Origin of the sequence: Pseudomonas sp. St29 (assembly GCF_001547915.1) — a bacterium.
Taxonomy (GTDB): domain Bacteria; phylum Pseudomonadota; class Gammaproteobacteria; order Pseudomonadales; family Pseudomonadaceae; genus Aquipseudomonas.
Genome location: NZ_AP014628.1, coordinates 232,435 through 256,617, shown reverse-complemented (window position 1 = coordinate 256,617; position 24,183 = coordinate 232,435). Strand labels below are relative to the sequence as shown.

20 protein-coding genes are annotated in these 24,183 nt (G+C 66.0%); 10 read left to right on the top strand and 10 right to left on the bottom strand.

Annotation, left to right across the window (positions count from 1 at the left end):
• Positions 1-80: 80 nt before the first annotated feature.
• Both PST29_RS01120 and PST29_RS01115 read right to left on the bottom strand, forming a co-directional pair.
• A complete protein-coding gene (locus tag PST29_RS01120; protein ID WP_060842146.1) occupies positions 81-1,430 on the bottom strand; it encodes an aryl-sulfate sulfotransferase in 1,350 nt (449 codons plus the stop codon).
• Between the two features lie 66 nt (positions 1,431-1,496).
• Positions 1,497-3,869: a TonB-dependent receptor gene (locus tag PST29_RS01115; RefSeq protein ID WP_060842145.1), complete on the bottom strand. Its 2,373-nt coding sequence runs from the start codon at positions 3,867-3,869 to the stop codon at positions 1,497-1,499.
• 154 nt (positions 3,870-4,023) lie between these two features.
• On the opposite strand from PST29_RS01115, the gene PST29_RS01110 reads away from it, so the two are divergent.
• Together PST29_RS01110 and PST29_RS01105 are read left to right on the top strand one after the other, a co-directional pair.
• Positions 4,024-4,968 (top strand): LysR family transcriptional regulator, encoded by a 945-nt coding sequence (locus PST29_RS01110; protein WP_060842144.1) that lies wholly within the window; start codon positions 4,024-4,026, stop codon positions 4,966-4,968.
• Positions 4,969-5,234: 266 nt separating this feature from the next.
• The gene (locus PST29_RS01105) at positions 5,235-6,851 is read left to right on the top strand and encodes an alkaline phosphatase family protein (RefSeq protein ID WP_060842143.1); all 1,617 of its coding nucleotides are present in this window, start codon (positions 5,235-5,237) and stop codon (positions 6,849-6,851) included.
• A gap of 592 nt (positions 6,852-7,443) precedes the next feature.
• On the opposite strand, the gene PST29_RS01100 is transcribed toward PST29_RS01105, so the two are convergent.
• Positions 7,444-8,349, bottom strand: a complete 906-nt coding sequence (locus PST29_RS01100) for a TauD/TfdA dioxygenase family protein (RefSeq protein ID WP_060841860.1) — start codon at positions 8,347-8,349, stop codon at positions 7,444-7,446.
• Positions 8,350-8,531: 182 nt separating this feature from the next.
• Here PST29_RS01100 and PST29_RS01095 point away from each other — a divergent pair, with 182 nt between their 5' ends.
• Positions 8,532-9,452: a LysR family transcriptional regulator gene (locus PST29_RS01095; protein ID WP_060842142.1), complete on the top strand. Its 921-nt coding sequence runs from the start codon at positions 8,532-8,534 to the stop codon at positions 9,450-9,452.
• A gap of 142 nt (positions 9,453-9,594) precedes the next feature.
• Here the strand turns inward: PST29_RS01095 and PST29_RS01090 are convergent, their stop codons facing one another.
• Entirely contained in the window at positions 9,595-10,617 is a 1,023-nt protein-coding gene (locus PST29_RS01090; protein WP_060842141.1) for an ABC transporter substrate-binding protein, read from the bottom strand.
• Between the two features lie 387 nt (positions 10,618-11,004).
• Here PST29_RS01090 and PST29_RS01085 point away from each other — a divergent pair, with 387 nt between their 5' ends.
• The 3 genes from PST29_RS01085 to PST29_RS01075 are packed head-to-tail and all read left to right on the top strand — an operon-like array spanning position 11,005 to position 15,037.
• Positions 11,005-12,600: an ABC transporter permease gene (locus PST29_RS01085; RefSeq protein WP_060836979.1), complete on the top strand. Its 1,596-nt coding sequence runs from the start codon at positions 11,005-11,007 to the stop codon at positions 12,598-12,600.
• Entirely contained in the window at positions 12,597-13,412 is an 816-nt protein-coding gene (locus PST29_RS01080) for an ABC transporter ATP-binding protein (protein WP_060836978.1), read from the top strand. Before PST29_RS01085 ends, PST29_RS01080 begins: the two co-directional genes overlap by 4 nt.
• A gap of 14 nt (positions 13,413-13,426) precedes the next feature.
• Positions 13,427-15,037 carry an arylsulfatase gene (locus PST29_RS01075; RefSeq protein WP_060842140.1) on the top strand — a complete coding sequence of 537 codons (1,611 nt, stop codon included), beginning with the start codon at positions 13,427-13,429 and terminating at the stop codon, positions 15,035-15,037.
• Positions 15,038-15,311: 274 nt separating this feature from the next.
• Here the strand turns inward: PST29_RS01075 and PST29_RS01070 are convergent, their stop codons facing one another.
• Both PST29_RS01070 and PST29_RS01065 read right to left on the bottom strand, forming a co-directional pair.
• The gene (locus PST29_RS01070; protein WP_082729159.1) at positions 15,312-15,758 is read right to left on the bottom strand and encodes a pesticin immunity protein; all 447 of its coding nucleotides are present in this window, start codon (positions 15,756-15,758) and stop codon (positions 15,312-15,314) included.
• Between the two features lie 113 nt (positions 15,759-15,871).
• Positions 15,872-16,945, bottom strand: coding sequence for a fatty acid desaturase (locus tag PST29_RS01065; protein ID WP_060842138.1), 1,074 nt, complete (start codon positions 16,943-16,945; stop codon positions 15,872-15,874).
• Between the two features lie 99 nt (positions 16,946-17,044).
• Between PST29_RS01065 and PST29_RS01060 the strand changes: the two genes are divergently transcribed.
• Positions 17,045-18,049, top strand: a complete 1,005-nt coding sequence (locus tag PST29_RS01060; protein ID WP_060836975.1) for an AraC family transcriptional regulator — start codon at positions 17,045-17,047, stop codon at positions 18,047-18,049.
• Positions 18,050-18,173: 124 nt separating this feature from the next.
• Here the strand turns inward: PST29_RS01060 and PST29_RS01055 are convergent, their stop codons facing one another.
• Both PST29_RS01055 and PST29_RS01050 read right to left on the bottom strand, forming a co-directional pair.
• Complete coding sequence (locus tag PST29_RS01055; RefSeq protein ID WP_060842137.1) at positions 18,174-19,562, bottom strand: heavy metal sensor histidine kinase; 1,389 nt, start codon at positions 19,560-19,562, stop codon at positions 18,174-18,176.
• A complete protein-coding gene (locus PST29_RS01050) occupies positions 19,549-20,229 on the bottom strand; it encodes a heavy metal response regulator transcription factor (protein WP_060836973.1) in 681 nt (226 codons plus the stop codon). Before PST29_RS01050 ends, PST29_RS01055 begins: the two co-directional genes overlap by 14 nt.
• Positions 20,230-20,365: 136 nt before the next feature.
• On the opposite strand from PST29_RS01050, the gene PST29_RS01045 reads away from it, so the two are divergent.
• Together PST29_RS01045 and uraH are read left to right on the top strand one after the other, a co-directional pair.
• Positions 20,366-20,854 (top strand): GlcG/HbpS family heme-binding protein, encoded by a 489-nt coding sequence (locus PST29_RS01045; protein WP_060842136.1) that lies wholly within the window; start codon positions 20,366-20,368, stop codon positions 20,852-20,854.
• A 98-nt stretch (positions 20,855-20,952) separates the two neighbouring features.
• The gene (gene uraH, locus PST29_RS01040) at positions 20,953-21,363 is read left to right on the top strand and encodes a hydroxyisourate hydrolase (protein ID WP_060836971.1); all 411 of its coding nucleotides are present in this window, start codon (positions 20,953-20,955) and stop codon (positions 21,361-21,363) included.
• 403 nt (positions 21,364-21,766) lie between these two features.
• On the opposite strand, the gene PST29_RS01035 is transcribed toward uraH, so the two are convergent.
• A complete protein-coding gene (locus tag PST29_RS01035) occupies positions 21,767-22,456 on the bottom strand; it encodes a Crp/Fnr family transcriptional regulator (protein WP_060842135.1) in 690 nt (229 codons plus the stop codon).
• Positions 22,457-22,558: 102 nt separating this feature from the next.
• On the opposite strand from PST29_RS01035, the gene PST29_RS01030 reads away from it, so the two are divergent.
• Positions 22,559-23,083, top strand: coding sequence for an Mpo1 family 2-hydroxy fatty acid dioxygenase (locus tag PST29_RS01030; RefSeq protein ID WP_060842134.1), 525 nt, complete (start codon positions 22,559-22,561; stop codon positions 23,081-23,083).
• A 109-nt stretch (positions 23,084-23,192) separates the two neighbouring features.
• Here PST29_RS01030 and PST29_RS01025 read toward each other — a convergent pair whose 3' ends face one another.
• Positions 23,193-24,182: a sulfate/molybdate ABC transporter ATP-binding protein gene (locus tag PST29_RS01025; RefSeq protein ID WP_060842133.1), complete on the bottom strand. Its 990-nt coding sequence runs from the start codon at positions 24,180-24,182 to the stop codon at positions 23,193-23,195.
• Position 24,183 lies beyond the last annotated feature (1 nt).

Sequence of the window (24,183 nt, the reverse complement as noted above, 5' to 3'; positions counted from 1 at the left end):
GCGCCTCATTGGTGGCGAGGGAGCTTGCTCCCGCTAGGGCGCCAGCCCGACCCAAGCCGGGCCACGGCACGGCCTCCAGCTCAGATCCCCGAGCCGGCACTGGCCTGCTTCAGCCCCGACTCCGGCACGCTCACCGCGGTTTCCGAACGCGGTGTGCCCTGGGGCACCCAGTCGTAGCTCACCGGCAAGGCGCGGTACACCCAGTTGCTGACGGCCTCGCTGCCCGGGGCCTTGCCCAGGTAGGGGCTGACGTATTCCCAGACGATCTCGCCGCCAGCCGTGACCTGGAAGAAGCGTCCGTTCATGCCCTCGTCGATCAGCGTGTTGCCGTTGGGCAAACGTCGCGCGCTGCTGATGAACGAGCTGTAGAAGGCCCAGCCCGGCTGCCGGGAACTGGCGGCGCTGTACTGCCAGACGATCTCGTTCCTGATTGGGTCGATCTCCAGCACCCGGGAACCGGCGATCAGCCCCAAAGGCACCGAGGGGTAGCCGGCCGTGCCCTGGTTGTCGAACACCAGCAGGTGCCCGGCGCCCGGTAAACCAGCGGGAATGATGTGGGCGTCATGCTGGCCGACGAACTGGTCCACCGGGCGCGGCACCTTGGCCGCGGTCTTGGGGTTGATCGGCGCCAGGTTCGGCCCCAGGCGCCAGACCACCTTGCCGCTGTGCTTGTCGAGGATGGCGATGAAGTTGGCGTTGCGTGAATCGATCAACAGGTTGTCCGGGGCGAAGCGTTTATCGCCGCCGTCGAACCACTGGTTGGGGCCGACCACGCTGAGGTTGTTGATGTGCAGGTAGTCCGGGTTGTCGCTGCCGTACACCAGCTTCAACTGCGCCGGGGTAAAGCCGAATTCCCTGAGGTGCTCGGAGGCCAGCCACTGCCATTTGACCTGGCCGTCGGGGCTGACCTCATAGATCGCATCGTCGATCACCTGGGGCACCTTGAACCCCGCCACCTTGTGCACCTTGTTGGCCAGCACCAGGGTGTTGCCGTTGCCCAGGCGGCGCTGGTCGTGGTGCTGCTGGGCGGCGCCGCCCGGGGCCTGGTCGCCCCATTGCCAGAGCACCTTGCCGTTCCAGTCCAGCTCGCCGACGCTCTGGTTGCCCAGGCCGTTGCCCGCCGAACCCAGGGGGCCGGGCTCCTTGTCCTTGAGCTGCAACAGCACCCGGCCGCGCTCGCCGTTCACCAGCTGCGGGTCGATGATCGCCGAGGGGAAACCGGCTTGCGGCCAGTGCTTCACCTCGTTGCCGTTCATGTCGATCAGGTGCGTCTGTTTGTCGGCGCCGCTGAAGATCACGTACTGGTTATAGGCCCTGGCCGGATCGTAGCGGGTCACTCCGGTGGGGTAGACGCTGGGGGCGGCCTGCACCGCCGAAGCCAGCAGGTTGGCGGCAATCAGCCAGGGCAAAACGCTTTTGACACGCAGCATGACGAGCACTCCTGTTCAGGTCGAAGGGCGCCGGCAGACCCGGCGCGAGATACGTGAAGCCGGGTTTCAGAAGTCGTAGCGTCCTGTCACGCCCAGGGTTCGCGGGGTGCCCAGCAGGCCTTCGTAACCGCCGTTGCCGGCAGTCCAGAGGGTGGTGTAGTAGGTCTTGTCGAAGGCGTTCTTCAGCCACAGCGAGACGTCCCACTGGCCCTGTTCGTAGTTGCCGCGCAGGCCGGTGGAGAGGTTGACCACGGCGTAGCTGGGGATCTGCCCGTATTCGGAATCTTCCACGGTGCCCACGGCCTTGGAGCGGAAGGCGTAGCTGGCGGTGACGTACTCTTCCAGGCCGTTGTCCAGGTTCCACTTGTATTCGCCGTTGGCGTTGCCGATCCATTTCGAGGCGCCCACCACCTGGTGGCCGCTGAGGTCGCAGGAGGCCGGTGCTCCCGGGCGCAGGCTGACTTCCGGCGGGCACGGCGCATCCTTGTAGGACAAGTAGCGCACGTCGTTGTAGGAACCGTTGAGGTTCAGGGTCAGGCCGCGGATCGGCACCAGGGTGCTTTCCACTTCCACCCCGCGCGAGCGCACCGACCCGGCGTTGGTCAGGTACTGCACGCGGTTGGCATTGTCGTAGGCGTTGGTCTGGTAGCCGTTGACCTGGGTCCAGAACAGGTTGGCGTTGAGTTGCAGGCGGCGGTCCCACAGGGTGCTCTTGAACCCCAGCTCGGCGTTGTTGGCGCGCTCGGTGCCGATCAGCAGCGAGTCGGCCCCGGCGGTCGGCGCCGAGCCCACCGCCAGGTTGACCCCGCCGGACTTCTCGCCGTGGGACAGGGTGGCGTAGCCCAGCAGGTCATCGGTGAAGCGGTAGCTGAGGTTGAGCAGGCCCGAAGGGCTGGTGCTGTACTGGTTGAGGTCGCCCGAATCATAGGCTCCGGCGCGACCGCGACGGGCGTTGGCGGCGGCACCGGCCACCGCGGCGCCACCCAGCGGCGCGTTGCGGCTGACCCAGGCGCTTTTTTCCTCGTAGGTGCCGCGCAGCCCGGCGGTGAAATCCAGGCGCTCGGTCAGGTGCCAGGTGCCCTGGGCGAACAGGGCGAAACTGTTGGTCTGGATATGCCCGTTGCCGATGCTGGTGACGTTGCTCAGGGCCCCGGCCGGCGTGCCGTTCCAGATGTCCGCCTTGGGCCCGTAATAGGCGAAGGATTTGTTGTCCAGGTCGGAGCCGAAGTAGTAGGCGCCCAGCACGTAGTCGAAGAAGCCGCCAGTGGGCGAGGCCAGGCGGAATTCCTGCGACCACTGTTTGTCTTCCACCGACACCCCGGCGTTGTAGCTGGCCGGCACGTTGAGGCCGTCGTCGTTGCGCGGGGTGAAGTTCCACCAGCGGTAGGAACTGACCGAGGTCAGGGTGAAATCGCTGGGCAGGGTCCAGTTGGCCTCAAGCGAAGTGCCGCCCTGGAACACCGTGACATGCTGGTCGTTGTCCAGGTTGACCTTGCGGTGCGAACCGTTGACCAGGGTCGCCCCGGCCGCCGCCGCGCGGGACTCGTAGACGTTGGTGCCGTTGATGGTCGGCCCGGTGCTGTACAGCACCCGGGTGCCGGCGCTGGAATCCTCTTCGTTGTAGTCGCCGATCCAGCGCAGGTTGAAGCTGTCGTTGGGCTTGTACAGCAGTTGCCCGCGAAAGCCCTGGCGCGATCCGCCATTGAGGTCATGGCCGTCGAATTCGTTCTTGATGTCGCCGTCGCTGCGGGTGCGGTAGGCGGAAAAACGCCCGGCCAGCTCATCGGTCAGCGGCCCGGAAATGGTGCCCTTGGTCTGGAAGTAGCCGTCCTCGCCGAGGGAGGTTTCGATGCTGCGTTCCGGGGTGAAGCTCGGCGCCCGGGTGCTGATGTTGATCACCCCGGCGGTGGTGTTCTTGCCGAACAGGGTGCCCTGAGGACCGCGCAGCACTTCCAGCTGCTCGATGTCCATCAGGTCGAACACCGCCATCCCCGGCCTTCCCAGGTAGACGTTGTCGATGTACAGCCCGACGCTGCCTTCCAGGCCATCGCTGGCCGGGTTGTTGCCCAGGCCGCGGATCGACACGCTGGACTGGCGCGCATGCATGTAGGCGACGTTGACGCTGGGCACCAGCTGCTGCAGATCCTGAATGCGGTACACCCGCTGGCTCTCCAGGGCCTGGCCGCCCACCACGCTCATGGGCGTGGGCACGTTCTGCGAGCTTTCCTCGCGGCGCCGGGCGGTCACGGTCACCGTCTGCAACTGGCCGTCATCGGCCTTGGCCTTGCTGGCGCTGCTCTTGGCCGGCGCGGCATCCGGCGCCGGGGCGTCTTCGGCCCAGGTCGGCGTCCAGCTCGCGCTGCCGGCCAGCAACAGCGCCAGGGGCAGGCGCTTGAGCCGCCGGGGCGAGAGGGGTGAAGCGAGGGACAACGGGCTCATGGGCGGCTCCTGGTCAGAAAATATACAGCCTCGTATATTCCTTAAAGTTATTTATTTATATTTTTACAAAGATTTACTGCATAAGAGATTGCCTTTATAAGGAGTCGACCTAATGCATAGCCAATGCATTTCCCCGATATTTTTTATGTGAAAAATGCATATCGACCTGCGCCAGCTCCGTCACTTCATCGCCCTCGCCGAACAGCGCAGCTTTGTCGCGGCCGCGGCGGCGGTGAACCTTTCGCAATCGGCCTTCAGCCGCAGCATCCAGGCCCTGGAACACAGCGTCGGCTGCCAGTTGGTGGATCGCGGGCGCAAGGACCTGGCCCCGACCAAGCAGGGCCAGTTGCTGCTGGAACATGCGCGCCGGCTGGTCAGCGGGGCCCAGCAGATGGCCAACGAGATCAGCCAGTTCAATGGCCTGGAGGCGGGAGAGTTGCGTTTCGGCTGCGGCCCGGCGCCGGCCTCGGGCTTGATCCCCCGGGCCATCGGCAGCTTTATCGGGCGCTACCCCAAGGCCCGGGTGCAGTTCCAGGTGGATGACTGGCAAAGCCTGAGCAAGCGCCTGCTCAGCGAAGAGTTCGAATTCTTCGTGGCCGACACCCGCCACTTCGAGGCCGACCCGGATTACCTGACCCAGCGCCTGCGCCCGCGCAAATGGCATTTCTGCTGCCGCGCCGGGCATCCGTTGGCTCAGCGCGACAGCGTCAGCGCCAGCGAACTGATGAGCTACCCGCTGGCGGTGACCATCCGCCCGCCGAACCTGCGCAAGGTGATAGTCGACCTCTGCGGCAAGCCCGACTTCACGCCCAATGTGGAATGCGAAAACAGCTACAGCCTGCTGGGGGTGGTCATGCGCTCGGACGCCATCGGCATCGTCGGCTCCTACAGCGACGCGTTGCACAACGCCAAGGGCGAACTGGTGTGCCTGAAGATCGACGGCCTGGCCGACGACCTGGAAGAGCTCTACACCCGCTACGGCATCGTCAGCCGCGCCGGCTACCGCCTCTCGCCCCTGGCGGCGGCGATGATCGAAGAGATCAAGGCCATCGACGAACAGGACGAAGCGCTGCCGTCCCTCGACAACCTCGCCGTCTGAGCCCCTGACTGGCGTCCTGCCCCGACACTCGCCCCCTGCACTTGCACCCGTAGCCGCTGCCGAGGCTGCGAACGAGGACGCAGTCCTCGCCCCGGCCATCCACGGCAAATCCCCGGCGGCCGCTGCGCGGCCGATCGCAGCCTGCGGCAGCGGCTACAAGGACCTGAGCGATGCACGCCCTGCATCGAAACTATTCGGCAAATGCGCTTGCCGGGAGGCCCCGCCGGAGGCGAAAAAACGCGCCTGTCTTCCCCTCGGTGAACCCCATGTCCAATACCCCTTCCCCCGTGCGCAACGTGCTCTACATCATGTGCGACCAGCTGCGCCGGGATTACCTCTCGTGCTACGGCCACCCGCACCTGCACACCCCGAACATCGATCGCCTGGCCGCTGCCGGGGTGCGCTTCAGCCGCGCCTACACCCAGGGCACCATCTGCGGCCCGTCGCGCATGTCGGCCTACACCGGGCGCTATGTCAGCAGCCATCAGGTGGCCTGGAACGCCGTGCCCCTGCCCCTGGAAGAGTTGACCCTGGGCGACTACCTGCGGCCCCACGGCATCCGCACCGCGCTGGTGGGCAAGACCCACGCCACGCCCAACCTCGACGCCTTGCAGCGCCTGGCCATCGACCCCGACAGCCCCCAGGCCGAGGCGCTCAACGAGGTCGGCTTCGAGCCCTACTTGCGCCACGACGGCATCTACCCCGACGACCCGATCTTCGACGACAAGCGCGATACCGCGCCCTACACCCATTACCTGCGCAACCTCGGCTACGACGGGCTCAACCCCTGGCACGACTGGGCCAACGCCGGGGCCGGCGAACAGGGGCAGATCCTCAGCGGCTGGAAAATGCGCAACGCGCACCTGCCGGCCCGGGTCGCCGAGGAACATTCGGAAACCGTCTACACCACCGACCGCGCCATCGACTTCATCAGCGAACAGGGCGAGCAACCCTGGTGCCTGCACCTGTCCTACATCAAGCCGCACTGGCCCTACATCGCGCCCGCGCCCTACCACGCCCTGTATGGCCCCGAGCAGGTCATCCCGGCGGTGCGCGCCGCGCCCGGGCAGCTCAGCGATCACCCGGTCTACGCTGCCTTCCGCCAGCATGAAGAGAGCCTGAATTTTTCCCGGGATGAAGTGCGCCTGAACGTGGTGCCCACTTACATGGGCCTGATCAAGCAGGTGGACGACCAGTTGGGCCGGCTGTTGGATGTCCTGCAGAGCAATGGCCGCTGGGACGACACCCTGATCGTCTTCACCAGCGACCACGGCGACTTCCTCGGCGACCACTACCTGGGGGAAAAGGAGTTCCTGCTGGAACCAGCGGTGGGCGTGCCACTGATCGTCCGTGACCCGCGGGCAGCGGCGGATATCACCCGTGGCACGGTGGATGAGCGCCTGGTGGAAACCATCGACGCCCTGCCAACCTTCCTCGACGCCCTGGGCCTGCCGGGGGCCGAACACCGCCTGGAAGGCCGCTCGCTGATCCCGCTGCTGCACGGCGCGACACCGGACTGGCGCCGCTACGCCATCAGCGAATACGACTACGCCTTCCAGGCCCCGGCCCGGGAGCGCCTGGGCCAGCCCATCGACCGTTGCCGCATGACCATGGTGCGCAGCGAACGCTGGAAGTACCTGGCCTATGACGGCTTCCGCCCGCAGCTGTTCGACCTGCACAACGATCCCCAGGAACTGCATGACCTGGGGGCCGACCCGGCCTACGCCGCGGTGCGTGAAGAACACCTGGGGTACTTGCTGGAATGGCTGCGCGGCCTGAAACGCCGCACCACCATCAGCCATGAAGAGATTGATCTGCGTGGCCAGCGTTTTCGCTACGGCGAACCGGAAAGCGAAAAGCTGGTGCAGATCGGCGTGTGGTAACCCCCGACAACCTTCCATCCCGTAGGAGCCGGCTTGCCGGCGAAGAGGCCCTTGAGCCTTGCAGCGCCCTCAGGGGCGCTTTCGCTGGCAAGCCAGCTCCTACAGTGGGCAGGTCCATCGCGTGAATTCTCGTAGGAGCCGGCTTGCCGGCGAAGAGGCCCTCAAGTATTGCAGCGCTCTCAGGGGACGCCTTCGCTGGCAAGCCAGCTCCTACAGTGGGCAGGTCCATCGCGTGAATTCTCGTAGGAGCCGGCTTGCCGGCGAAGAGGCCCTCAAGTATTGCAGCGCTCTCTGGGGCGCCTTCGCTGGCAAGCCAGCTCCTACAGTGGGCAGGTTCATCGCGTGAATTCTCGTAGGAGCCGGCTTGCCGGCGAAGAGGCCCTCAAGTATTGCAGCGCCCTCAGGGGCGCTTTCGCTGGCAAGCCAGCTCCTACAGCGGGCAGGTCCATCGCGTGAATTCTCGTAGGAGCCGGCTTGCCGGCGAAGAGGCCCTTGAGCCTTGCAGCGCTCTCTGGGGCGCCTTCGCTGGCAAGCCAGCTCCTACAGTGGGCAGGTGCATCGGGTAAATGCCCGTAGTGGCTTGAGGGGTGGGTCAGAGGCCTTTGATGGTCTGGCTGCGCTGGCCGTGGACGCCCACCGGGACGTCGCCCTTGAGGGTCACGCGGCGCACGATGCGGTCCTGGGTGCCGTAGTCGTCCACGGCGTAATGCTGGGTCGAGCGGTTGTCCCAGATCGCCACGTCACCGGCGCTCCAGCGCCAGCGCACGGTGTTTTCCAGGCGGGTCACGTGGCTTTGCAGCAGGTTGAACAAGTGCGCCGAATCGGCTTGGGAATAGCCCTTGATGCGCTTGACGAAGTGCCCCAGCACCAGGCTCTTTTCGCCGCTCTCGGGGTGCACGCGGACGATCGGGTGTTCCGTCTCGAATACGGTGGAGGTGAACACTTTACGGTAGCGCTCCAGCTTCTCCGCCGAGACGTCGGGCTTGGCCCCGGCGTAGTCGTATTCGTTGCTGTGCACCGCCCAGAGTTTGTCCGCCAGCTCTCGCAGTTCCGCCGGGAGTTCGTTGTAGGCGGTGGCGGTGTTGGCCCACACCGTGTCGCCGCCTGCGGCCGGGGCCACCACCGAGCGCAGGATCGAGGCTTTCGGGTAGGCGTCGACGAAGGTCACGTCGGTGTGCCAGGAGTTGGCCCGCTGGCCCTCGGCGCCGTCCAGCTCCAGCAGGTAACGGGTGCCGTCGCGCACCGGCACGGTGGGGTGGGCCACCGGCTCGCCCAACAGGTGGGAGAAGGCTTCCTGGCTCTGGTCGTCGAGGTGGGTCTGGCCACGGAAGAAGATCACCTTGTACTGCACCAGCGCCTGCTGGATGGCGTCCACGGTGGCGGCATCAAGGTCGCCGGACAGTTGCACGCCACGGATCTCGGCGCCGATGCGACCGGCCACCGGGTGGATCTCAAGGGCATCAACAGCGGGTTTAACGGCTAAGGCGGCATTGCTCATCAGGTACACCCTCATCGACTGCTTACGGTTGGAACCGCCGCGAAACAACGCTCTATCTATATTCAATTTAGATCTAATAGATAACTACATGCTTCGTTGACGGAATAAGAGCTTGCATTTAAAACCTCAGCCTCACTCGTCGCAAATGCCTTCGAGCTATTTTTCGGATGCCGGGAAAGCATATGGATCTTCGCCAATTGCGTTACTTCATCGCCCTCAATGAACACCGCAGTTTTGTCCGCGCCGCCGACGCCATGGGCATCACCCAGCCGGCTTTCAGCCGCAGTATCCAGGGCTTGGAACAGGAGTTCGGCTGCGTGCTGGTGGACCGAGGCAACAAGGACCTGCGCCCCACCCCGGAAGGCCAGGTGGTGCTGCAGCACGCCTTGAGCCTGGTGCAGGGCGCGGCCTTGCTCAGCAGCGAAGTGACCCAGATGACCAAACTCGACGCCGGTGAGGTGCGCTTCGGCTGCGGCCCGGCGCCGGCGGTGAAGCTGGTGCCCGACGCGGTGGCGCAGTTCAGCAGCGCCCACCCCAAGGTGCGCACCTGCTTTGCCGTGGATAACTGGGAGAAACTCAGCCGCAGCCTGAACCGCGAAGAGATCGAGTTCTTCATCGCCGACATCCGCCATTTCGAAGCCGATCCGAACTACCAGACCCAGGCGCTGACGCCCAAGCGCGGGGTGTTCTTCTGCCGCCCCGGGCACCCGCTGTTGGCCAAGGAAAGCCTGTCCACCAACGACATGTTCGACTACCCCCTGGCCACCACCCTGATTCCCCCGGGGATCCGCAAGCTTTTGGCCAACCTCAGCGGACGCATCGACTTTTCACCGACCATCGAGACTGAACACTTTCCAGCGCTGGTGAAGATCGTCCGCCAGTCCAATGCCATTGGCGTGGGCACCGCCGAGGCCTTCGCCGAAGACATCGAGCAGGGGTCACTGGTGCTGCTGCACTGGCGCAACCTGCCGCAGAACATCGACAGCCTGAATGCCCGCTGCGGCATCGTCAGCCGCAGCGGTTTTCGCCTGTCGCCAGCGGCGCGCAAGTTGATCGAAGTGCTGGTGGCGGTCGACCAGCAAAGCCACGGCATCGCCGTCTAACCCTGTAGCCGCTGCCGCAGGCTGCGAACGACGACGCAGTCGGCGCAAGAAGCACCCGGCTCCTCCAGATAAACCGCGTTGCCGGCCCCAGCGGCCCCTACGGTGCCGGGCGCAGCCTGCGGCAGCGGCTACAGGGAGGAGGTTACAGGCCGGCGGCGGCGAGTTGCGGGGCGACCCAAGCGTCCACCTTGAACGGCTTGCGGATCAAGCGTTCCTTGGCCGCCAGGTCCACCGAGTCCTGCAGTTTGCCGAGGAACACCGGGTCCAGGGTCGAGGGGAAGATTTCACTCAGGCGCTGGTCCTTGAGGTCTTCCTGCAAGATCACCGGCGGGTAGCTGGCCAGGCCCGACACCAGTTGGATGTAGGCGTCCTTGTTGCTGTCCTGGGTCAGCCACTCTACGGCCTGCTGCTGGGCCTTGAGCAGTTTTTCCACGGCCTCGGGGTGCTCGTCGACAAACTTGCCGGCGCCCACCAGCACGCTCTGCACGCTGCCGGCGCCGCCCAGGTCCTTGGTGCTCAGGGGCAGTTCGGCCAACCCCTTGCTGCGCAGGGCCGAGAGCCCGGTGCTGCCCCAGGAGGCGTCGATCTGCTTGGCCGCCAGGGCCGCCACCGCCGCGTTGAAGTCGAGGTTGACCACTTTCAGGTCCTTCTCGCTCAGGCCCCGGCTGGCCAGGGCCGCGTCGAACGACAGCTGGGTGGCGGTGCCCCGGAACACCGCCACGCGCTTGCCCTTGAGGTCTTCCAGGGTCTTGATCCCCGAGCCCGGCACCACCCCCAGGTAATGCTTGACCCCACGGGCCGAGGCGCTGAGCAAACGCGTATCCAGGCCGTTGGACTTGCCGATGATGGCCGCCAGGTCGCCGAGATAGGCCAGGTCCACCTGGCCGTTGGCGAAGGCTTCGTTGATCACCGGCCCGGCGCCCTTGAAGAAATTCCACTGGATCTGGATGCCCTGGTCGGCAAAGGCCTTTTCGAAGATCTGTTGCTGACGCAGCACGTCCACCACCCCGCCGCCACTGTGCTGGGTGCCGGCGCTGAGGTCGGGCACGGCGATGCGGATTTCCTTGAGTTCGGCGGCCTGGGCCAGCAGCGGCAGGCAACCCAGGAGCCCCGCCAGGGCCGGCGCGGCGAACAGGCTGATGACGCGTTTGAAGGGAAGGTTCATGGGTGCGGCTCCTGATGGCAAAGGCTGTGAGGAGCAGAAGGTAGGCACGGAATCGATCAACCTTTAAATACTATAAATTCACATTTTAATAACCATATTGAATAACCCAGCAGCCACGGGCGCCTCCGGGGACATGCATGAAATGCATGAAAAATATTCTTCAAATGCATTGGATGCGTGTCGGCCAACCAGCCTTAAATGGCTTCTCTTATCTCTTAATAGAATCGATAAGAATTTTAATAGACCACAAACGCATATCACGTAGGCGCCGGCTTGCCGGCGAACAGGCCCGCCAGCCCCGCATCGCCGGCAAGCGCCGATGCGCTGGCAAGCCTGCTCCTACAGCGTCGACCCATGCCATGCAGAACCCGACGACGGAGGTCATCCATGGCCCGTGTTTCCCTGCTCAGCCTGCCCCTGGCGGCACCGTCCACCGGACGCCCGGGCTGGCCCGCAATCCATCAGCGCCTGCTGCCCTGGCTGCTGCCCCTGAGCCTGTTCGTCCTGTGGTGGCTGGCCAGCCGCAACCTGTGGATGAGCGAACAGATCCTGCCGGCCCCGGCGCTGGTCTGGAGCAGCGCCCTGGAGCTGGGCCGCGGCGAGCTGTGGAGCCATCTGGCGATCAGCCTGCAACGGCTGTTCTGGGGCTTGCTGGCGGGCATCGCCGCCGGCGCCCTGCTGGGGGGCGCCCTGGGTTTCAGTCGGCGCCTGGAGCGTCTGGTGTACCCCTCCTTCGGCGCCCTGGCGCAAATTCCGACCCTGGCCTGGATTCCCTTGTTCATGGTGTTTTTCGGCATCGGCGAAGTGCTCAAGCTGGTGGTGCTGGTCAAGGCCGTGGTGGTACCGGTGACCCTGCACACCCTGGTGGGCGTGCGCGACGCCCAGCCCCGGCTACGGGAAGCCGCCGCGGTGCTGCGCCTGCCTCCGGCCCTGTTGGTGCGCCGCCTGGTGCTGCCCGCCGCGCTGCCGGCCTTCATGGCCGGGGTGCGCCTGGCCCTGGCCACCGGCTGGACCTCGCTGCTGGCGGTGGAACTGCTGGCCTCCAGCGAAGGCATCGGCTACCTGATGGTCTGGGCGCGCCAGCTGTTCATGCTGGACATCGTCTTCGTCTGCATCCTGGTGATCGGCGTGCTGGGGGTGTGCATGGACCGCGGCATCGGCTGGCTGGATCGCACCCTGGTGCACTGGCCGCACCCGGCCACCGCCGCCCTGCGCCGCGGTCCGCGCTATCAGGGCTGGCAGCGCCTGCAACCCTGGCTGCTGCCCCTGGCCTTGCTGGGCCTGTGGCAGTTGGCGAGCGCAAGGCAATGGGTGGACGCCAATATTCTGGTGAGCCCGCTGGTGGTGCTGGGCACCACCGTCGACGGCCTGCGGGACGGCAGCTTGCTCGGGGGCATGGGGCTGAGCCTGGGGCGCGCCCTGGGCGGCCTGGCCCTGGGCGGCGGGCTGGGCCTGGTCCTGGGCTTGCTTCTGGGGCTGTCGCGCCTCGCTGAACGGCTGCTGGGACCGACCCTGGCCGCCATCCGCCAGATCGCCATTTTCGCCTGGGTGCCGCTGCTCACCGCCTGGTTCGGCCTGGGGGAACTGGCCAAATGGGTGTTCGTCGCCCTGGCCGCGTTCTTCCCGTTGTTCATCGCCACCCAGCGCAGCGTCGCCCAGCTCTCGCCGCAACTGGCGGAAGCCGCCCAGGTGCTGCGCCTGAACCTCTGGCAACGGCTGCGCCGACTGGTGCTGCCCGGGGCGGCGCCGGGCATCTTCGCCGGCCTGCGCATCAGCCTGATCTACGCCTGGATGGGCACCATCGGCGCGGAATACTTCATGCCGTCCAACGGCGGCATCGGCAGTCAGATGATCAGCGCCCAGCAGCTGCTGCGCATGGACCTGATCATGGCCGGCATGCTCCTGGTGGGCCTGACCGGGGCCCTGCTCAATCGCCTGGGCCAACAACTCGAAACCCGCGCCACCCGCTGGAGACACGCATGAACGCACCCCTGGTCAGTTTCAATCACGTGGGCAAGACCTTCGCCGTCGCCGGTGGCGAGGTGGAGGCGATCCGCGAATTCAACCTGGACATCGCCGAGGGCGAGTTCGTCGCCATCGTCGGTTCCAGCGGCTGCGGCAAGTCCACCCTGCTGCGCTTGCTGATCGGCCTGGACACCGAGTTTCGCGGCGAGATCCGGGTCGACGGCCAGCGGGTCAGCGGCATCGGCAGCGAACGCGGCATCGTGTTTCAGGAGCACCGCCTGTTTCCCTGGCTGACGGTGGCCGAGAACATCGGCCTGGGCCTGGTCAACGAACCCTTGAGCGCCGCCGAGCGCCAGCGGCGGATCGACGACTTCATCGAGCTGGTGGGGCTCAAGGACTTTACCCGGGCCTATCCCCACCAACTGTCCGGCGGCATGGCGCAGCGGGTGGCCATCGCTCGCGGGCTGGTGGCCAGCCCGCGCATCCTGCTGCTGGACGAGCCCTTCGGCGCCCTCGACGCCCTGACCCGCCAGCAGATGCAGGACGAGCTGCTGGCGATCCGCGAGCGGGCAAAAATCACCACGGTACTGGTGACCCACGATGTCGAGGAAGCGATCTTCCTCGCCGACCGGGTGGTGGTGATGGAGCCGCGTCCGGGCCGCATCAAGCGCGTGGTCGAGGTGGCCCTGCCACACCCGCGCCAGCGCAGCGCTTTCGACTTCCACCAACTGCGCGAAGAACTGCTCCACGAACTGACCAGCGATGATCACTACCAGGCGCCGCAGCCGGTGCAGATCCGCGACCTGCCCTTGACCTTCATTGCTTGCTGAACAGGAGTGCCGCGATGCCGCAACGCCCCAACTTTCTGGTGATCCTGGCCGACGACCTGGGCTTCTCCGACCTCGGCGCCTTCGGTGGCGAGATCGCCACGCCGAACCTCGACGCCCTGGCCTTCAACGGCCTGCGCCTGACCGATTTCCACACCGCGCCGACCTGCTCGCCGACCCGCTCCATGCTGCTCACCGGCACCGACCACCACATTGCCGGGATCGGCACCATGGCCGAGGCCCTGACCCCCGATCTGATCGGCAAGCCGGGCTACGAGGGTTACCTCAACGACCGCGTGGTGGCCCTGCCGGAGCTGCTGCGCGAAGCCGGCTACCAGACCCTGATGAGCGGCAAGTGGCACCTGGGGCTGACCGCCGAGCGCGCGCCCCATGCCCGGGGCTTCGAGCGTTCGTTCTCGCTGCTGCCGGGGGCGGCCAACCACTACGCCTTCGAACCGACCTACGACGAACGCACCCCCGGGCTGCTCAAATCCACCCCGGCGCTGTACATCGAGGACGACCGCTTCATCGATGAGCTGCCGGCGGATTTCTATTCCTCCGATGCCTTCGGCGACAAGCTTTTGCAGTACCTGAAGGAGCGCGACCAGAGCCGGCCGTTCTTCGCCTACCTGCCGTTCTCGGCGCCCCACTGGCCGCTGCAGGCCCCCGAGGAAATCGTCGCCAAGTACCGCGGCCGCTATGACGCCGGCCCCGAGGTGCTGCGCCGCGAGCGCCTGGAAAAACTCAAGGCCCTGGGCCTGATCGATGCCGCGATAGAGCCCCATCCGCTGATCAACCTGAATGCCGAGTGGGATGCCCTGAGCGATGAACAGCGGCAGGTTTCGGCGCGGGCCATGGAGGTGTATGCGGCGATGGTCGAGCGCATGGACTGGAACATCGGCCGGGTGGTGGATTACCTGCGCCAGCAGGGCCAGCTGGACAACACCCTGATCCTGTTCATGTCCGACAACGGCGCCGAGGGCGCGCTGCTGGAGGCCTTTCCCAAGTTCGGGCCGGAGCTTTTGACCTACCTCAACCAGCACTACGACAACCGCCTGGAGAACATCGGCCGGGCCAACTCCTACGTCTGGTACGGCCCGGCCTGGGCCCAGGCGGCCACGGCGCCGTCGCGGCTGTTCAAGGCCTTCACCACCCAGGGCGGGATTCGCGTGCCGGCGCTGCTGCATTACCCGCAACTGCCGCTCAAGGGGCAGATCAGCCACGGCTTCGGCACGGTGATGGACATCACCCCGACCCTGCTCGACCTGGCCGGCGTGCGCCACCCCGGCAAGCGCTGGCGCGGGCGCGACGTGGCGCCGCTGCGGGGCAAGTCCTGGCTGGGCTTTCTCTCCGGCGAAACCGCCCAGGTGCATGACCAGCACACGGTGACCGGCTGGGAGCTGTTCGGCCGCCGGGCGATCCGCCAGGGCCAGTGGAAAGCGGTGTACATCCCCGGCCCCGTGGGCCCGGCGACCTGGCAGCTGTACGACCTGAGCCAGGACCCGGGGGAAATTCACGACCTGGCCCAGAGCCAACCGGAAAAACTGCGCACCCTGCTGGAGGAATGGCAGCGCTACGTGGATGAAACCGGGGTGATCCTCAGCGAATCGCCGTTCCAGCCGGATTGAGCTTGCCGGAGCTGGCTATCAACCGGACCGTGCAAGAGCGGGGCTGTGTAGGAGCTGGCTCGCCAGCGAAAGCGTCCTCCAGAACAACACCAGTCTCCAGGGCCCTTTCGCCGGCAAGCCGGCTCCTACGCGGTGCGTTTGGGTTGTCGGCAAGTCCGGCATGACAGTGGGGATAAGGTGGCAAGACCGCCGCCTCGCTGCTCAACGGGCGGCGTGCCACAGAACCCGGTATCGATCCTCGGTGAATACACCGGGCTGCGCCATGGCGCTGGCCTCAGCCTCGGGTGATGCGGCAGGCCGGGGTTGTTGGCAGTTCCTTGACCACGACGTAATGCCCCGCCCGGTTTTTCTCGACCCGCAACGGCGAAGCGGCCAGGTAGCTACCGTGCAGGTTCTGGTCGACAAAACAGATGGTCATGCCCTGCTTCCCCTGCTCCATCACCCTGACGCTGTAGACCCAGCTTTGTTCTTCGTCCGTCGCGTTGTAGGTGCCCTCGGCGCCTGCGGCCTTCTCGTAGATCCGATAGGGCGTCTGGCCCAGCGTGGTGCCGTCCGGGTAGTGCCGCGGCCTTAAGGAATTGCGAAAACCGTTCACTTCCAGATGCTTCAAGATACTCAGCGCCAGCGCCTCGTCGCGGCCCTGCGCCACCGAGTCGGCCAGCGACAGACCGCCCACACTCATCAAGGCAACGGCGATCAATCGCCTTAGCGCACTGTTCATACTGTCTCCCTGTCGTTGCCCCTTCGCGGATTCCGGGCGTTTCCCGGCGCCGCGTGACCTTGGCTTAACGTCATCGGTCCTTGGATATTTAGCCAGAAAGACAGTCCGCCCCCTCAAGCCCGGGCGTTACGCGCAGGTTGCGTCGCCACCTGCTCCACGGGATGAAAGCGGTTGGCCCGGGCAAAGGTGCCGAAATCGTTGAAGCGCACGCCCATCTCGGCCATCACTTTATGCGCCACCGGCGCCGTCAGCTGGCGGATGTAGAAGGGTTCCTTGACCACGAAATGGTGGATGCCGTGGGTGCTGCCGAAGTTGCAGCAGAAGGCCTGCAGCGGCCACATCCACCAGGGGTTGAGCACCTGGGTCTGCTGGATCACGTTGCCCGGTTCAATATCGCCGTAGTAGTGCATGTTGGAGCTGACGAAGTGCAGGCAGAAGGTGCGCAGCACGTTGGGGCCGATGATCACCACCACGGCGATATCGATGCCGTGCATCAGCGCCAGGGTGTCCGGTGACCACTGGATCGGGCTGCCGAGCCACGCGGCGATGCCATTGGCCCCATGAAAACCGAGGAACAGGTACCAGGCGCCCCAGTGCAGCAAGGCCAGGGGCGCGTAGACGGCCAGGGTGCGGCCGAGGATGCGCAGCTTGCGCCTGGCCCCCGGTGCCCGCAGCAGGCGGATGAAGGCCGCCATCATGTTGTCCCCGACCATCAGCAGGCGGGCGATGCCCCAGGGTTCGCCGTTGGTGATGGCGCGCTCTTCGATATCGCTCTCGCTGCCGGACACCTTGTGGTGATTGAGGTGCAGATGACGCCGCACCCAGGGGTTGATGGTGCTCGGCCGCGCCAACCAGACCAGCGCCAGCATCAGGTTGTGGGGCAGGCGTTGCTTGCGAAAGTACATGCTGTGGATCAGGTCGTGTTCCAGCTCGTGGGTCAGGGAGGCGAAGAACGCGTTGAGCAGCAGGCACGCCCACCAGGCCAGGTAGCCACCGACATAGAGCGCCGCTGACCCCAGCATCCCGGACAGGGCGACTAGCAAAATCCCCGCGCCCAGGGCGTCCTGGTGCCGCAGCAAGGGGAAGCGCCGGCGCAGTTCATCGCCCCGGGCCAGGACCACCTGGCGAATGTGCGCCGCTCGCTGTTGTGCGTTCATCCGCTCGGGGCTTGCAGAAATACCCTGCATGATTCCATCCTCTGGTCAGTGATGTGTGCATCCTGCCCCGAGCCCCGGCTCCGGGCGCTAGCCGTAAACGCCAACCTGTTGACCGGACGCGCCAATCGCATGACCGAAGCCACCTCCCTCGCCAGCTGGACCCGCGCCTTGCGCAAGCAACTGGACGCCCTCGACCTCGACAGCGACGCGCTGTGCCGCGAGGCCGGCCTCGACCCGCAATGGATGGACGACCCCAACGCCCGCTACCCGCTGTCGGCCACCACCCGCCTGTGGCATCTGGCGGTGCAGGCCAGCGGCGATCCGGCCATTGGCCTGCGGGTGTCGCGCTTTGTCAGCCCCACCACCTTCCATGCCCTGGGCTACGCCCTGGTGGCCAGCGGCAGCCTGCGGGAAGTGTTCGAGCGCATCGTGCGTTATCACCAGGTGGTCAGCGACGCCCTGGAACTGGCCCTGACCCGCGAGCCGGACCGCTACCGCTTCTTCCTCAAGGTGCCCGAAGGCGCGCCGCGGCCGGCCATCGAGGCGATCGACGCCTTTGCCGCGATCTACGTGCGCACCTGCCGCAACCGCCTGGGCCGCGACTACGCGCCGCTGGCCGTGCATTTGCGGCGCCCGGCCCCGGCGGACCCGAGCCAGTGGCACAAGGTGTTCCGCTGCCCGGTGCACTTTGCCGCGGCCGACGATTGCCTGGAATTCGGCCTGCACGATTTCGACAGCCACCTGGACGACGCCAACCCGGAACTGGCCGAACACAACGAAGCGGTGCTCAAGCGCACCCTGCTGCAACTGCGGCCCCTGACCTGGGAGCGCAAGGTGCGCGGGGTGATCGAAGCCCAATTGCCGGAAGGCGAGCCCTCCGCGGAACGGGTGGCCCAGGCCCTGCACCTGAGTCTGCGCAGCCTGCAACGGCACCTGGCGGATGAAGGCACGCGCTTCGACACCCTGCTCAACGAATGCCGGGAGAACCTCGCCCTGCTGCACCTGCGGGACCTGGAATGTTCCCTGAGCGAGATCAGCTACCTGCTGGGTTTTGCCGATGCCAGCAGCTTCAGCCGGGCCTTCAAGCGCTGGACCGGGATGACCCCGGGGCAGTTTCGCGACGGTTTGCGCTGAGCCCCAGCAGCCTTGTAGCCGCTGCTGAGCCTGCGAAGCTGCGAACGAGCGCAACGCGGGCGCAAATACTGCAGACCGCTGAAGGCCTGGCGGCCTTGTCGCAGCCTCGCAGGCTCGGCAGCGGCTACAGGAGGGGAAAGCCCAGTTCGAATACCGTGCCTGGGTCATCGCTCGCCACCTGCACCTGACCGCCATGCAGCAGCATGATCGAGCGCACGATGGCCAGCCCCAGGCCGCCGGAGTCCCCCGGTTCGGCGCGAGAGGGGTCGACCCGGTAGAAGCGGTCGAACAATCGGGGCAGGTGTTCAGGGGCAATCGCCGGACCCTGGTTGTGCACCTGCAGCCAGCACCAGCCCGCTTCGTCACGGCGCCGCAGGCGGATCAGCGAACCCGCGTCGGCGTGGCGCACGGCGTTGGCCAGGAGGTTGCCCAGGGCCCGTTGCAGCAGTTGCTGGTCGGCCTGCAGCTCACCGAAAAAGCCGTTTTCCAGACGGATCTGCCGGTCATCGGCCAGGGCCTCGAAGTAGTCGCACAACTGCGCGCCGACGCCCGAGAGTGACAGCAGCTGGCGGTCCAGCGCCGCATCGGCCTGTTCGGCCCGGGCCAGGAACAGCAGGTTCTCGGCCATGCGTCCCAGGCGCTCGAACTCCTCCATGTTGGAGGCCAGCACTTCCTGGTACTCCGCGGCGCTGCGCGGCTGGTTCAGGGCCAGGCCGTTGCTGCCCAGGAGGTTGTGCAACGGCGTGCGGATTTCATGGGCCAGGTCGGCGGAGAACTGCGACAAGCGCTGAAAGCTCTCTTCCAGGCGCGCCAGCATGGCGTTCAAGGCTTGCACCGGCTCGTGGAATTCGGCGGGAATGCCGGTGGTCTGCAGGCGCCGGTCGAGGCTGCGCAGATCGATCTCGCGCACCGACTCGCTGAGCTGGCGCAGGGGCTGCAAGCCCCGGCGCAACAGCAGCAGGCCCAGGGCGAAGGCCAGCAAGGCCCCCAGGCCTACCGCCAGGTACAGGCGCAGGCGATAGCTGGCGAGCATCTGCTCGCGCTCGCTGAGGATCTTTCCGGCAATCACCGTCAGGGCCTCGCCCTTGGGGCCGCTGGCCTGCCCCGCCAGCAGCGCCACCGGGACGTGGTCGCTGCCCGGCCAGAGCCGGATGTCGCCGCGTTGCGGGCGCCGCTCCTGGGCGATCGGCAGCAGCTCGGGCAAGCGCTGTTGCCGGGGGTTGATGCCGATCACCGTCGAGCCATCGGCCCGCAGCACCAAAAGCAGGCTGTCCTGGTTGCCCAGCATGTTCTGGTACAGCCGGGGCCGGGCTTGCAGGGCGTCCAGGCTGTCGCTGTCCTGGAGCAGGGCCCGCACCTGCTCCAGGCGCCCGAGCAGGGCGAGGTCGTCGCGGTAGGCGATTTCCCCGGCCAGGGAGCGGTAGAGAAACACCCCGATCACGCTGAGCACCAGGGCACAGACCGCGGCAAAGGCCAGGGCCAGCCGCCAGGCGATGGAACTAGAGCGTTTCATCCGGGGCTTCCAGCTGGTAGCCGACGCCACGCACGGTGTGGATCAGCTTGGGCATGTAGGGATCGTCGACCTTGGCCCGCAACCGGCGCACCGCCACTTCCACCATGTTGGTGTCGCTGTCGAAATTCAGGTTCCACACCTGGGAAGCGATCAGGGTCCGCGACAGCACTTCGCCCTGGCGGCTGGCCAACAGGTGCAGCAGGGCGAACTCCTTGTTGGTCAGGGCGATGCGCTGGCCACCGCGGCTGACCCGACGGCGCAGCACGTCGATCTCAAGGTCGGCGATGCTGAAGGACTCGGCCTCGCGCAGTGGCCCACGGCGCAGCAGGGTGCGCACCCGGGCCAGCAGTTCGGCGAAGGCGAAGGGCTTGAGCAGGTAGTCGTCGGCGCCCAGTTCCAGGCCGCGCACCCGGTCTTCGATGGCGTCCTTGGCGGTGAGGAACAGCACCGGGGTGGCGCCGCGCTGGCGGATCAGTTGCAGCAACTGCCAACCATTGAGGCCCGGGAGCATCACGTCGAGGATGATCAGGTCGTATTCCTGCTGCTCGATGAAATAGCGCCCGTCCAGGCCGTTCAGGGCCACGTCCACGGCGAATCCGGACTCTCCCAGGCCCTTGGCAAGGAAATTCGCGGTCTTGGCTTCGTCTTCAACTACCAGCAAACGCATGGCGCACCTCGGAAATGATCGGCACAGGCTAGGCGCCCGGCGCGCGCTTGCCCATTACAAACTTGTAATCCAACTGACGAGGTTCTGACGAGGACCGCTGGCTAAGGTGGCGGCCTGTCTTTGCGGAGCCTTCCCCATGATGTGCAAACCCCTTCTTCTAAGTCTTGGCCTGGGCCTTGCCGGCAGCGCCCTGGCGGCCCCGGACCTGCCCCGTCACGCCGAGCTGGACCTGGCCACCGCCCGTCAGTTGGCAGACGCCAGCCTGGCCCAGTGCACGGCCGTGGTGTCGGTGCTGGACCGTGGCGGCAACCTGCTGGTGACCTTGCGCAGTGATGGCGTCGGCCCGCACAACACCGTCGCCAGCCAGCGCAAGGCCTATACCGCGCTGTCCACCAAGACCCCGAGCCGGCTGTTCGCCGAACGGGCGCGCAACAACCCCGAGGCGGCCAATCTCAACACCTTGCCGGAGCTGCTGTTGCTCGGCGGCGGCATTCCATTGTTTGCCGATAACCAGCTGGTGGGCGCGATGGGCATTGCCGGTGCGGGCGGCGCGGCGCAGGACGAGGCGTGCGCGTTACAGGCGGCACAGCGGGTGGGGTTGGCGACCGAGGCCGGACGTCAGTGAACGGGAGAGCCGCGCCCGCGTTGCGCTAATGCGCAGCCTCGCGGGCTCGGCAGCGGCTACAGAGTCTGTTGTTTGTTCAATCGAGAAAGGAGTGAGACATGAACGTTTTGCGTAATGGCCTGGCCGCTATAGGCTTCTGCGGCCTGTCGAGCCTGGCCCTGGCGGCGGGCAATCCCTTGAGCGTGCACGTGCTGAACCTGGAAAACGGTTTGCCCTCGCCGGGGGTCAAGGTGACCCTGGAGCAGCATGTGGGCCAGGACTGGAAAGCCTTGTCCAGCGGCGTGACCAACGAGCAGGGGCGGATCAGCGAGCTGTTTCCCGCGGGCCAGGCGCTGACGGCGGGTGAATACCGGGTAGTGTTCAAGACCGGCGAATACTTCAAGCAGGCCAAGCGCGACACCTTCTTCCCCGAGATCCCGGTGATCTTCGAGGTCAAGCAGACCGAGCAGCATTACCACATTCCGTTGCTGCTCAGCCCTTATGGATTCTCGACCTATCGTGGTTCGTAGAAGCGGACTGCTGGCGAGGGCGGTCTTGAGGGCCCCTTCGCTGGCAAGCCAGCTCCTACGGTCGGCAGAGAAATCGCGCGGGACTTTGTAGGAGCCGGCTTGCCGGCGAAAGCGGTCTTGCGGGCCCCTTCGCTGGCAAGCCAGCTCCTACGGTCGGCAGAGAAATCGCGCGGGACTTTGTAGGAGCCGGCTTGCCGGCGAAAGCGGTCTTGAGGGCCTCTTCGCTGGCAAGCCAGCTCCTACGGTCGACAGAGAAATCGCGCGGGATTTTGTAGGCGCCGGCTTGCCGGCGAAAGCGGTCTTGCGGGCCTCTTCGCTGGCAAGCCAGCTCCTACGGTCGGCAGAGAAATCGCGTGGGACTTTGTAGGAGCCGGCTTGCCGGCGAAAGCGGTCTTGCGGACCCCTACGCGGGGCCGGCGAGGGCGTGCAGGCGGTCGGTGTCGAGGATTTCGATCTCGCCGTAGCTCAGGCGCAGGATGCCCTGGTGCTGCAGATCCTTGAGGATCTGGTTGGTGGTCTGGCGCGAGAGCGAGAGCATCAGTGCCAGTTGCTCCTGGGGCAGTTGCAGCAGGTTGCGGCGCTGGGTCACTTCGCCGTAGCCGGCAGCGATCGCCAGCAGGCGGCTGGCCACACGGGCCGGCGCCGGCATCAGGCTCAGCTGCTCCAGGTTGATAAAGGCCAGGCGCAGTTTGTGGCTCATCAACAGGGCAAACTGACGCCAGTACTGCGGCTGTTGCTCCAGCAGTTGCAACAAGCTCGACTGCGGCACCTGGAGCAAGGTGCAGGCACCCTCAGCGTAGGCATCGTGGGTGCGCGGCTGACCGTCGAACAGGCAGATCTCGCCGAACCAGTGGGGCGCCTGCATCAGGCTGAGCAAGGCTTCCTTGCCCTGTTCGCTGACCGCGCCCACCCGCACCGTTCCTTCCAGCACCGCATACAAACCGCAGGGTGGATCACCCCGCAGGAACAGGCATTGCCCCGGCGCCAATCGGCGCAGGCGGGCACCGGCGAGCAAACTATTCTGTAAGGAATCCGGCAGGTGGCTGAACCACTGGCCGGTCATCAGGCATTCACGCCACTGCTGCATGTCCATGAACAGGTCTTTTCCTCAAGGCATCGGCGTGATTGTCGCCTAGCTGACAGTGCCGTGATCGGCGGCCGGGCATGATCGGGCCACCCTAACGGAGGAACAACAATGAAAAGCCTCGTTGATCATCTCAGTCAATACGCCGCCTACCACCGCGACCCGCGCAACATCGCCAGCCACTTTATCGGCATTCCCATGATCGTACTGGCGGTGGCGGTGCTGCTGTCCCGTCCCACCTGGCCACTGGCGGGGATGGTGGTGTCGCCGGCCGTGCTGCTGGCCCTGGCCTCGGCCGTGTTCTACCTGCGCCTGGAGTTGCGCCTGGGCGTGTTGATGAGTGTGCTGATGGGTCTGTCGGTCTGGGCCGGGCAGGCGCTGGCAGCGCAAAGCACCGGGCTCTGGTTGAGCTGCGGCCTGGGATTGTTCGTGAGCGGTTGGGTGATCCAGTTCATCGGCCATTACTACGAGGGCCGCAAGCCGGCCTTTGTCGATGATCTGTCGGGCTTGATCGTCGGTCCGCTGTTCGTAGTGGCCGAACTGGCGTTCCTGCTGGGGCTGCGCCATGACTTGAAACAGGCCATCGAGCAGCGCTCCGGGCCGGTGGCCCTGCGTCAGAAGAAAGCCATGGTTTGAAGCACCCGGCGGCAGGCCGCCCAGGGGCCCCGCGCGCGAACGAAAAAGCCCCCGGACCGGGCAAAGGTCCGAGGGCTGTCCGGTTCGGCAGGCGTGCGCTTGCACCGCCCTAGAGACCGCTGTGCTTCTGCCAGACCTTGGGCTTGAAGAACAGGGTCTCGCCACGGGCCAGGCCGATCAGGCTGTCGTGGTCTTTCACCACTTCGGCTTCGATCAGCTCGCTCTGGCCTTCCACCTTGAGGGTCACCCGGGTGGTGGCGCCCAGGGGACGGATGTCGCGCACTTCGGCGGCGTGGTGGTCTTCCAGTTCCGAACGCGACAGCGACACTTCGTGGGGACGGAACAGCACGTGCTGGTCCTCGCCCAGATGCAGGCGGTTGGAGTCGCCGAGGAAGTGGTAGACGAAGTCGCTGGCCGGGTTCTCATAGACCTCGCCCGGGGAGCCGATCTGCTCGATCACGCCCTTGTTCATCACCACGATGCGGTCGGCCACTTCCATGGCTTCTTCCTGGTCGTGGGTGACGAACACCGAGGTCAGGTTGATGTCTTCGTGCAGCCGCGCCAGCCAGCGCCGCAGCTCCTTGCGCACCTTGGCGTCGAGGGCGCCGAAGGGTTCGTCCAGCAGCAGCACCTTGGGCTCCACCGCCAGGGCGCGGGCCAGGGCGATACGCTGGCGCTGGCCGCCGGACAGCTGCTCCGGGTAGCGGTCGGCGAGCCAGTCCAACTGCACCATGTTGAGCAGTTCGTGGACCTTCTCGGCGATCTTGCTCTCGCTGGGGCGCTGGTGCTTGGGCTTCATGCGCAAGCCGAAGGCGACGTTGTCGAACACGCTCATGTGGCGGAACAGGGCGTAGTGCTGGAACACGAAACCGACGTTGCGATCGCGCACGTCGTGGCCGGAAACGTCTTCGCCGTGGAACACGATGCTGCCGTCGTCCGGTGTTTCCAGACCGGCGATGATCCGCAGCAGGGTGGTCTTGCCACAGCCGGACGGGCCCAGCAGGGCCACCAGCTCGCCGCTCTGGATATCCAGGTTGATGCTGTTGAGGGCCTTGAAGGCGTTGAAGTTCTTGCTGACGTTACGGACTTCGATCGACATG

What these genes read in the sequence shown, in the direction of transcription:
- PST29_RS01120 (WP_060842146.1), bottom strand. Translation starts at nt 1,430, where the DNA reads ATGCTGCGTGTCAAAAGCGTTTTGCCCTGGCTGATTGCCGCCAACCTG.
- PST29_RS01115 (WP_060842145.1), bottom strand. Translation starts at nt 3,869, where the DNA reads ATGAGCCCGTTGTCCCTCGCTTCACCCCTCTCGCCCCGGCGGCTCAAG.
- PST29_RS01110 (WP_060842144.1), top strand. Translation starts at nt 4,024, where the DNA reads ATGCATATCGACCTGCGCCAGCTCCGTCACTTCATCGCCCTCGCCGAA.
- PST29_RS01105 (WP_060842143.1), top strand. Translation starts at nt 5,235, where the DNA reads ATGTCCAATACCCCTTCCCCCGTGCGCAACGTGCTCTACATCATGTGC.
- PST29_RS01100 (WP_060841860.1), bottom strand. Translation starts at nt 8,349, where the DNA reads ATGAGCAATGCCGCCTTAGCCGTTAAACCCGCTGTTGATGCCCTTGAG.
- PST29_RS01095 (WP_060842142.1), top strand. Translation starts at nt 8,532, where the DNA reads ATGGATCTTCGCCAATTGCGTTACTTCATCGCCCTCAATGAACACCGC.
- PST29_RS01090 (WP_060842141.1), bottom strand. Translation starts at nt 10,617, where the DNA reads ATGAACCTTCCCTTCAAACGCGTCATCAGCCTGTTCGCCGCGCCGGCC.
- PST29_RS01085 (WP_060836979.1), top strand. Translation starts at nt 11,005, where the DNA reads ATGGCCCGTGTTTCCCTGCTCAGCCTGCCCCTGGCGGCACCGTCCACC.
- PST29_RS01080 (WP_060836978.1), top strand. Translation starts at nt 12,597, where the DNA reads ATGAACGCACCCCTGGTCAGTTTCAATCACGTGGGCAAGACCTTCGCC.
- PST29_RS01075 (WP_060842140.1), top strand. Translation starts at nt 13,427, where the DNA reads ATGCCGCAACGCCCCAACTTTCTGGTGATCCTGGCCGACGACCTGGGC.
- PST29_RS01070 (WP_082729159.1), bottom strand. Translation starts at nt 15,758, where the DNA reads ATGAACAGTGCGCTAAGGCGATTGATCGCCGTTGCCTTGATGAGTGTG.
- PST29_RS01065 (WP_060842138.1), bottom strand. Translation starts at nt 16,945, where the DNA reads ATGCAGGGTATTTCTGCAAGCCCCGAGCGGATGAACGCACAACAGCGA.
- PST29_RS01060 (WP_060836975.1), top strand. Translation starts at nt 17,045, where the DNA reads ATGACCGAAGCCACCTCCCTCGCCAGCTGGACCCGCGCCTTGCGCAAG.
- PST29_RS01055 (WP_060842137.1), bottom strand. Translation starts at nt 19,562, where the DNA reads ATGAAACGCTCTAGTTCCATCGCCTGGCGGCTGGCCCTGGCCTTTGCC.
- PST29_RS01050 (WP_060836973.1), bottom strand. Translation starts at nt 20,229, where the DNA reads ATGCGTTTGCTGGTAGTTGAAGACGAAGCCAAGACCGCGAATTTCCTT.
- PST29_RS01045 (WP_060842136.1), top strand. Translation starts at nt 20,366, where the DNA reads ATGATGTGCAAACCCCTTCTTCTAAGTCTTGGCCTGGGCCTTGCCGGC.
- uraH (WP_060836971.1), top strand. Translation starts at nt 20,953, where the DNA reads ATGAACGTTTTGCGTAATGGCCTGGCCGCTATAGGCTTCTGCGGCCTG.
- PST29_RS01035 (WP_060842135.1), bottom strand. Translation starts at nt 22,456, where the DNA reads ATGGACATGCAGCAGTGGCGTGAATGCCTGATGACCGGCCAGTGGTTC.
- PST29_RS01030 (WP_060842134.1), top strand. Translation starts at nt 22,559, where the DNA reads ATGAAAAGCCTCGTTGATCATCTCAGTCAATACGCCGCCTACCACCGC.
- PST29_RS01025 (WP_060842133.1), bottom strand. Translation starts at nt 24,182, where the DNA reads ATGTCGATCGAAGTCCGTAACGTCAGCAAGAACTTCAACGCCTTCAAG.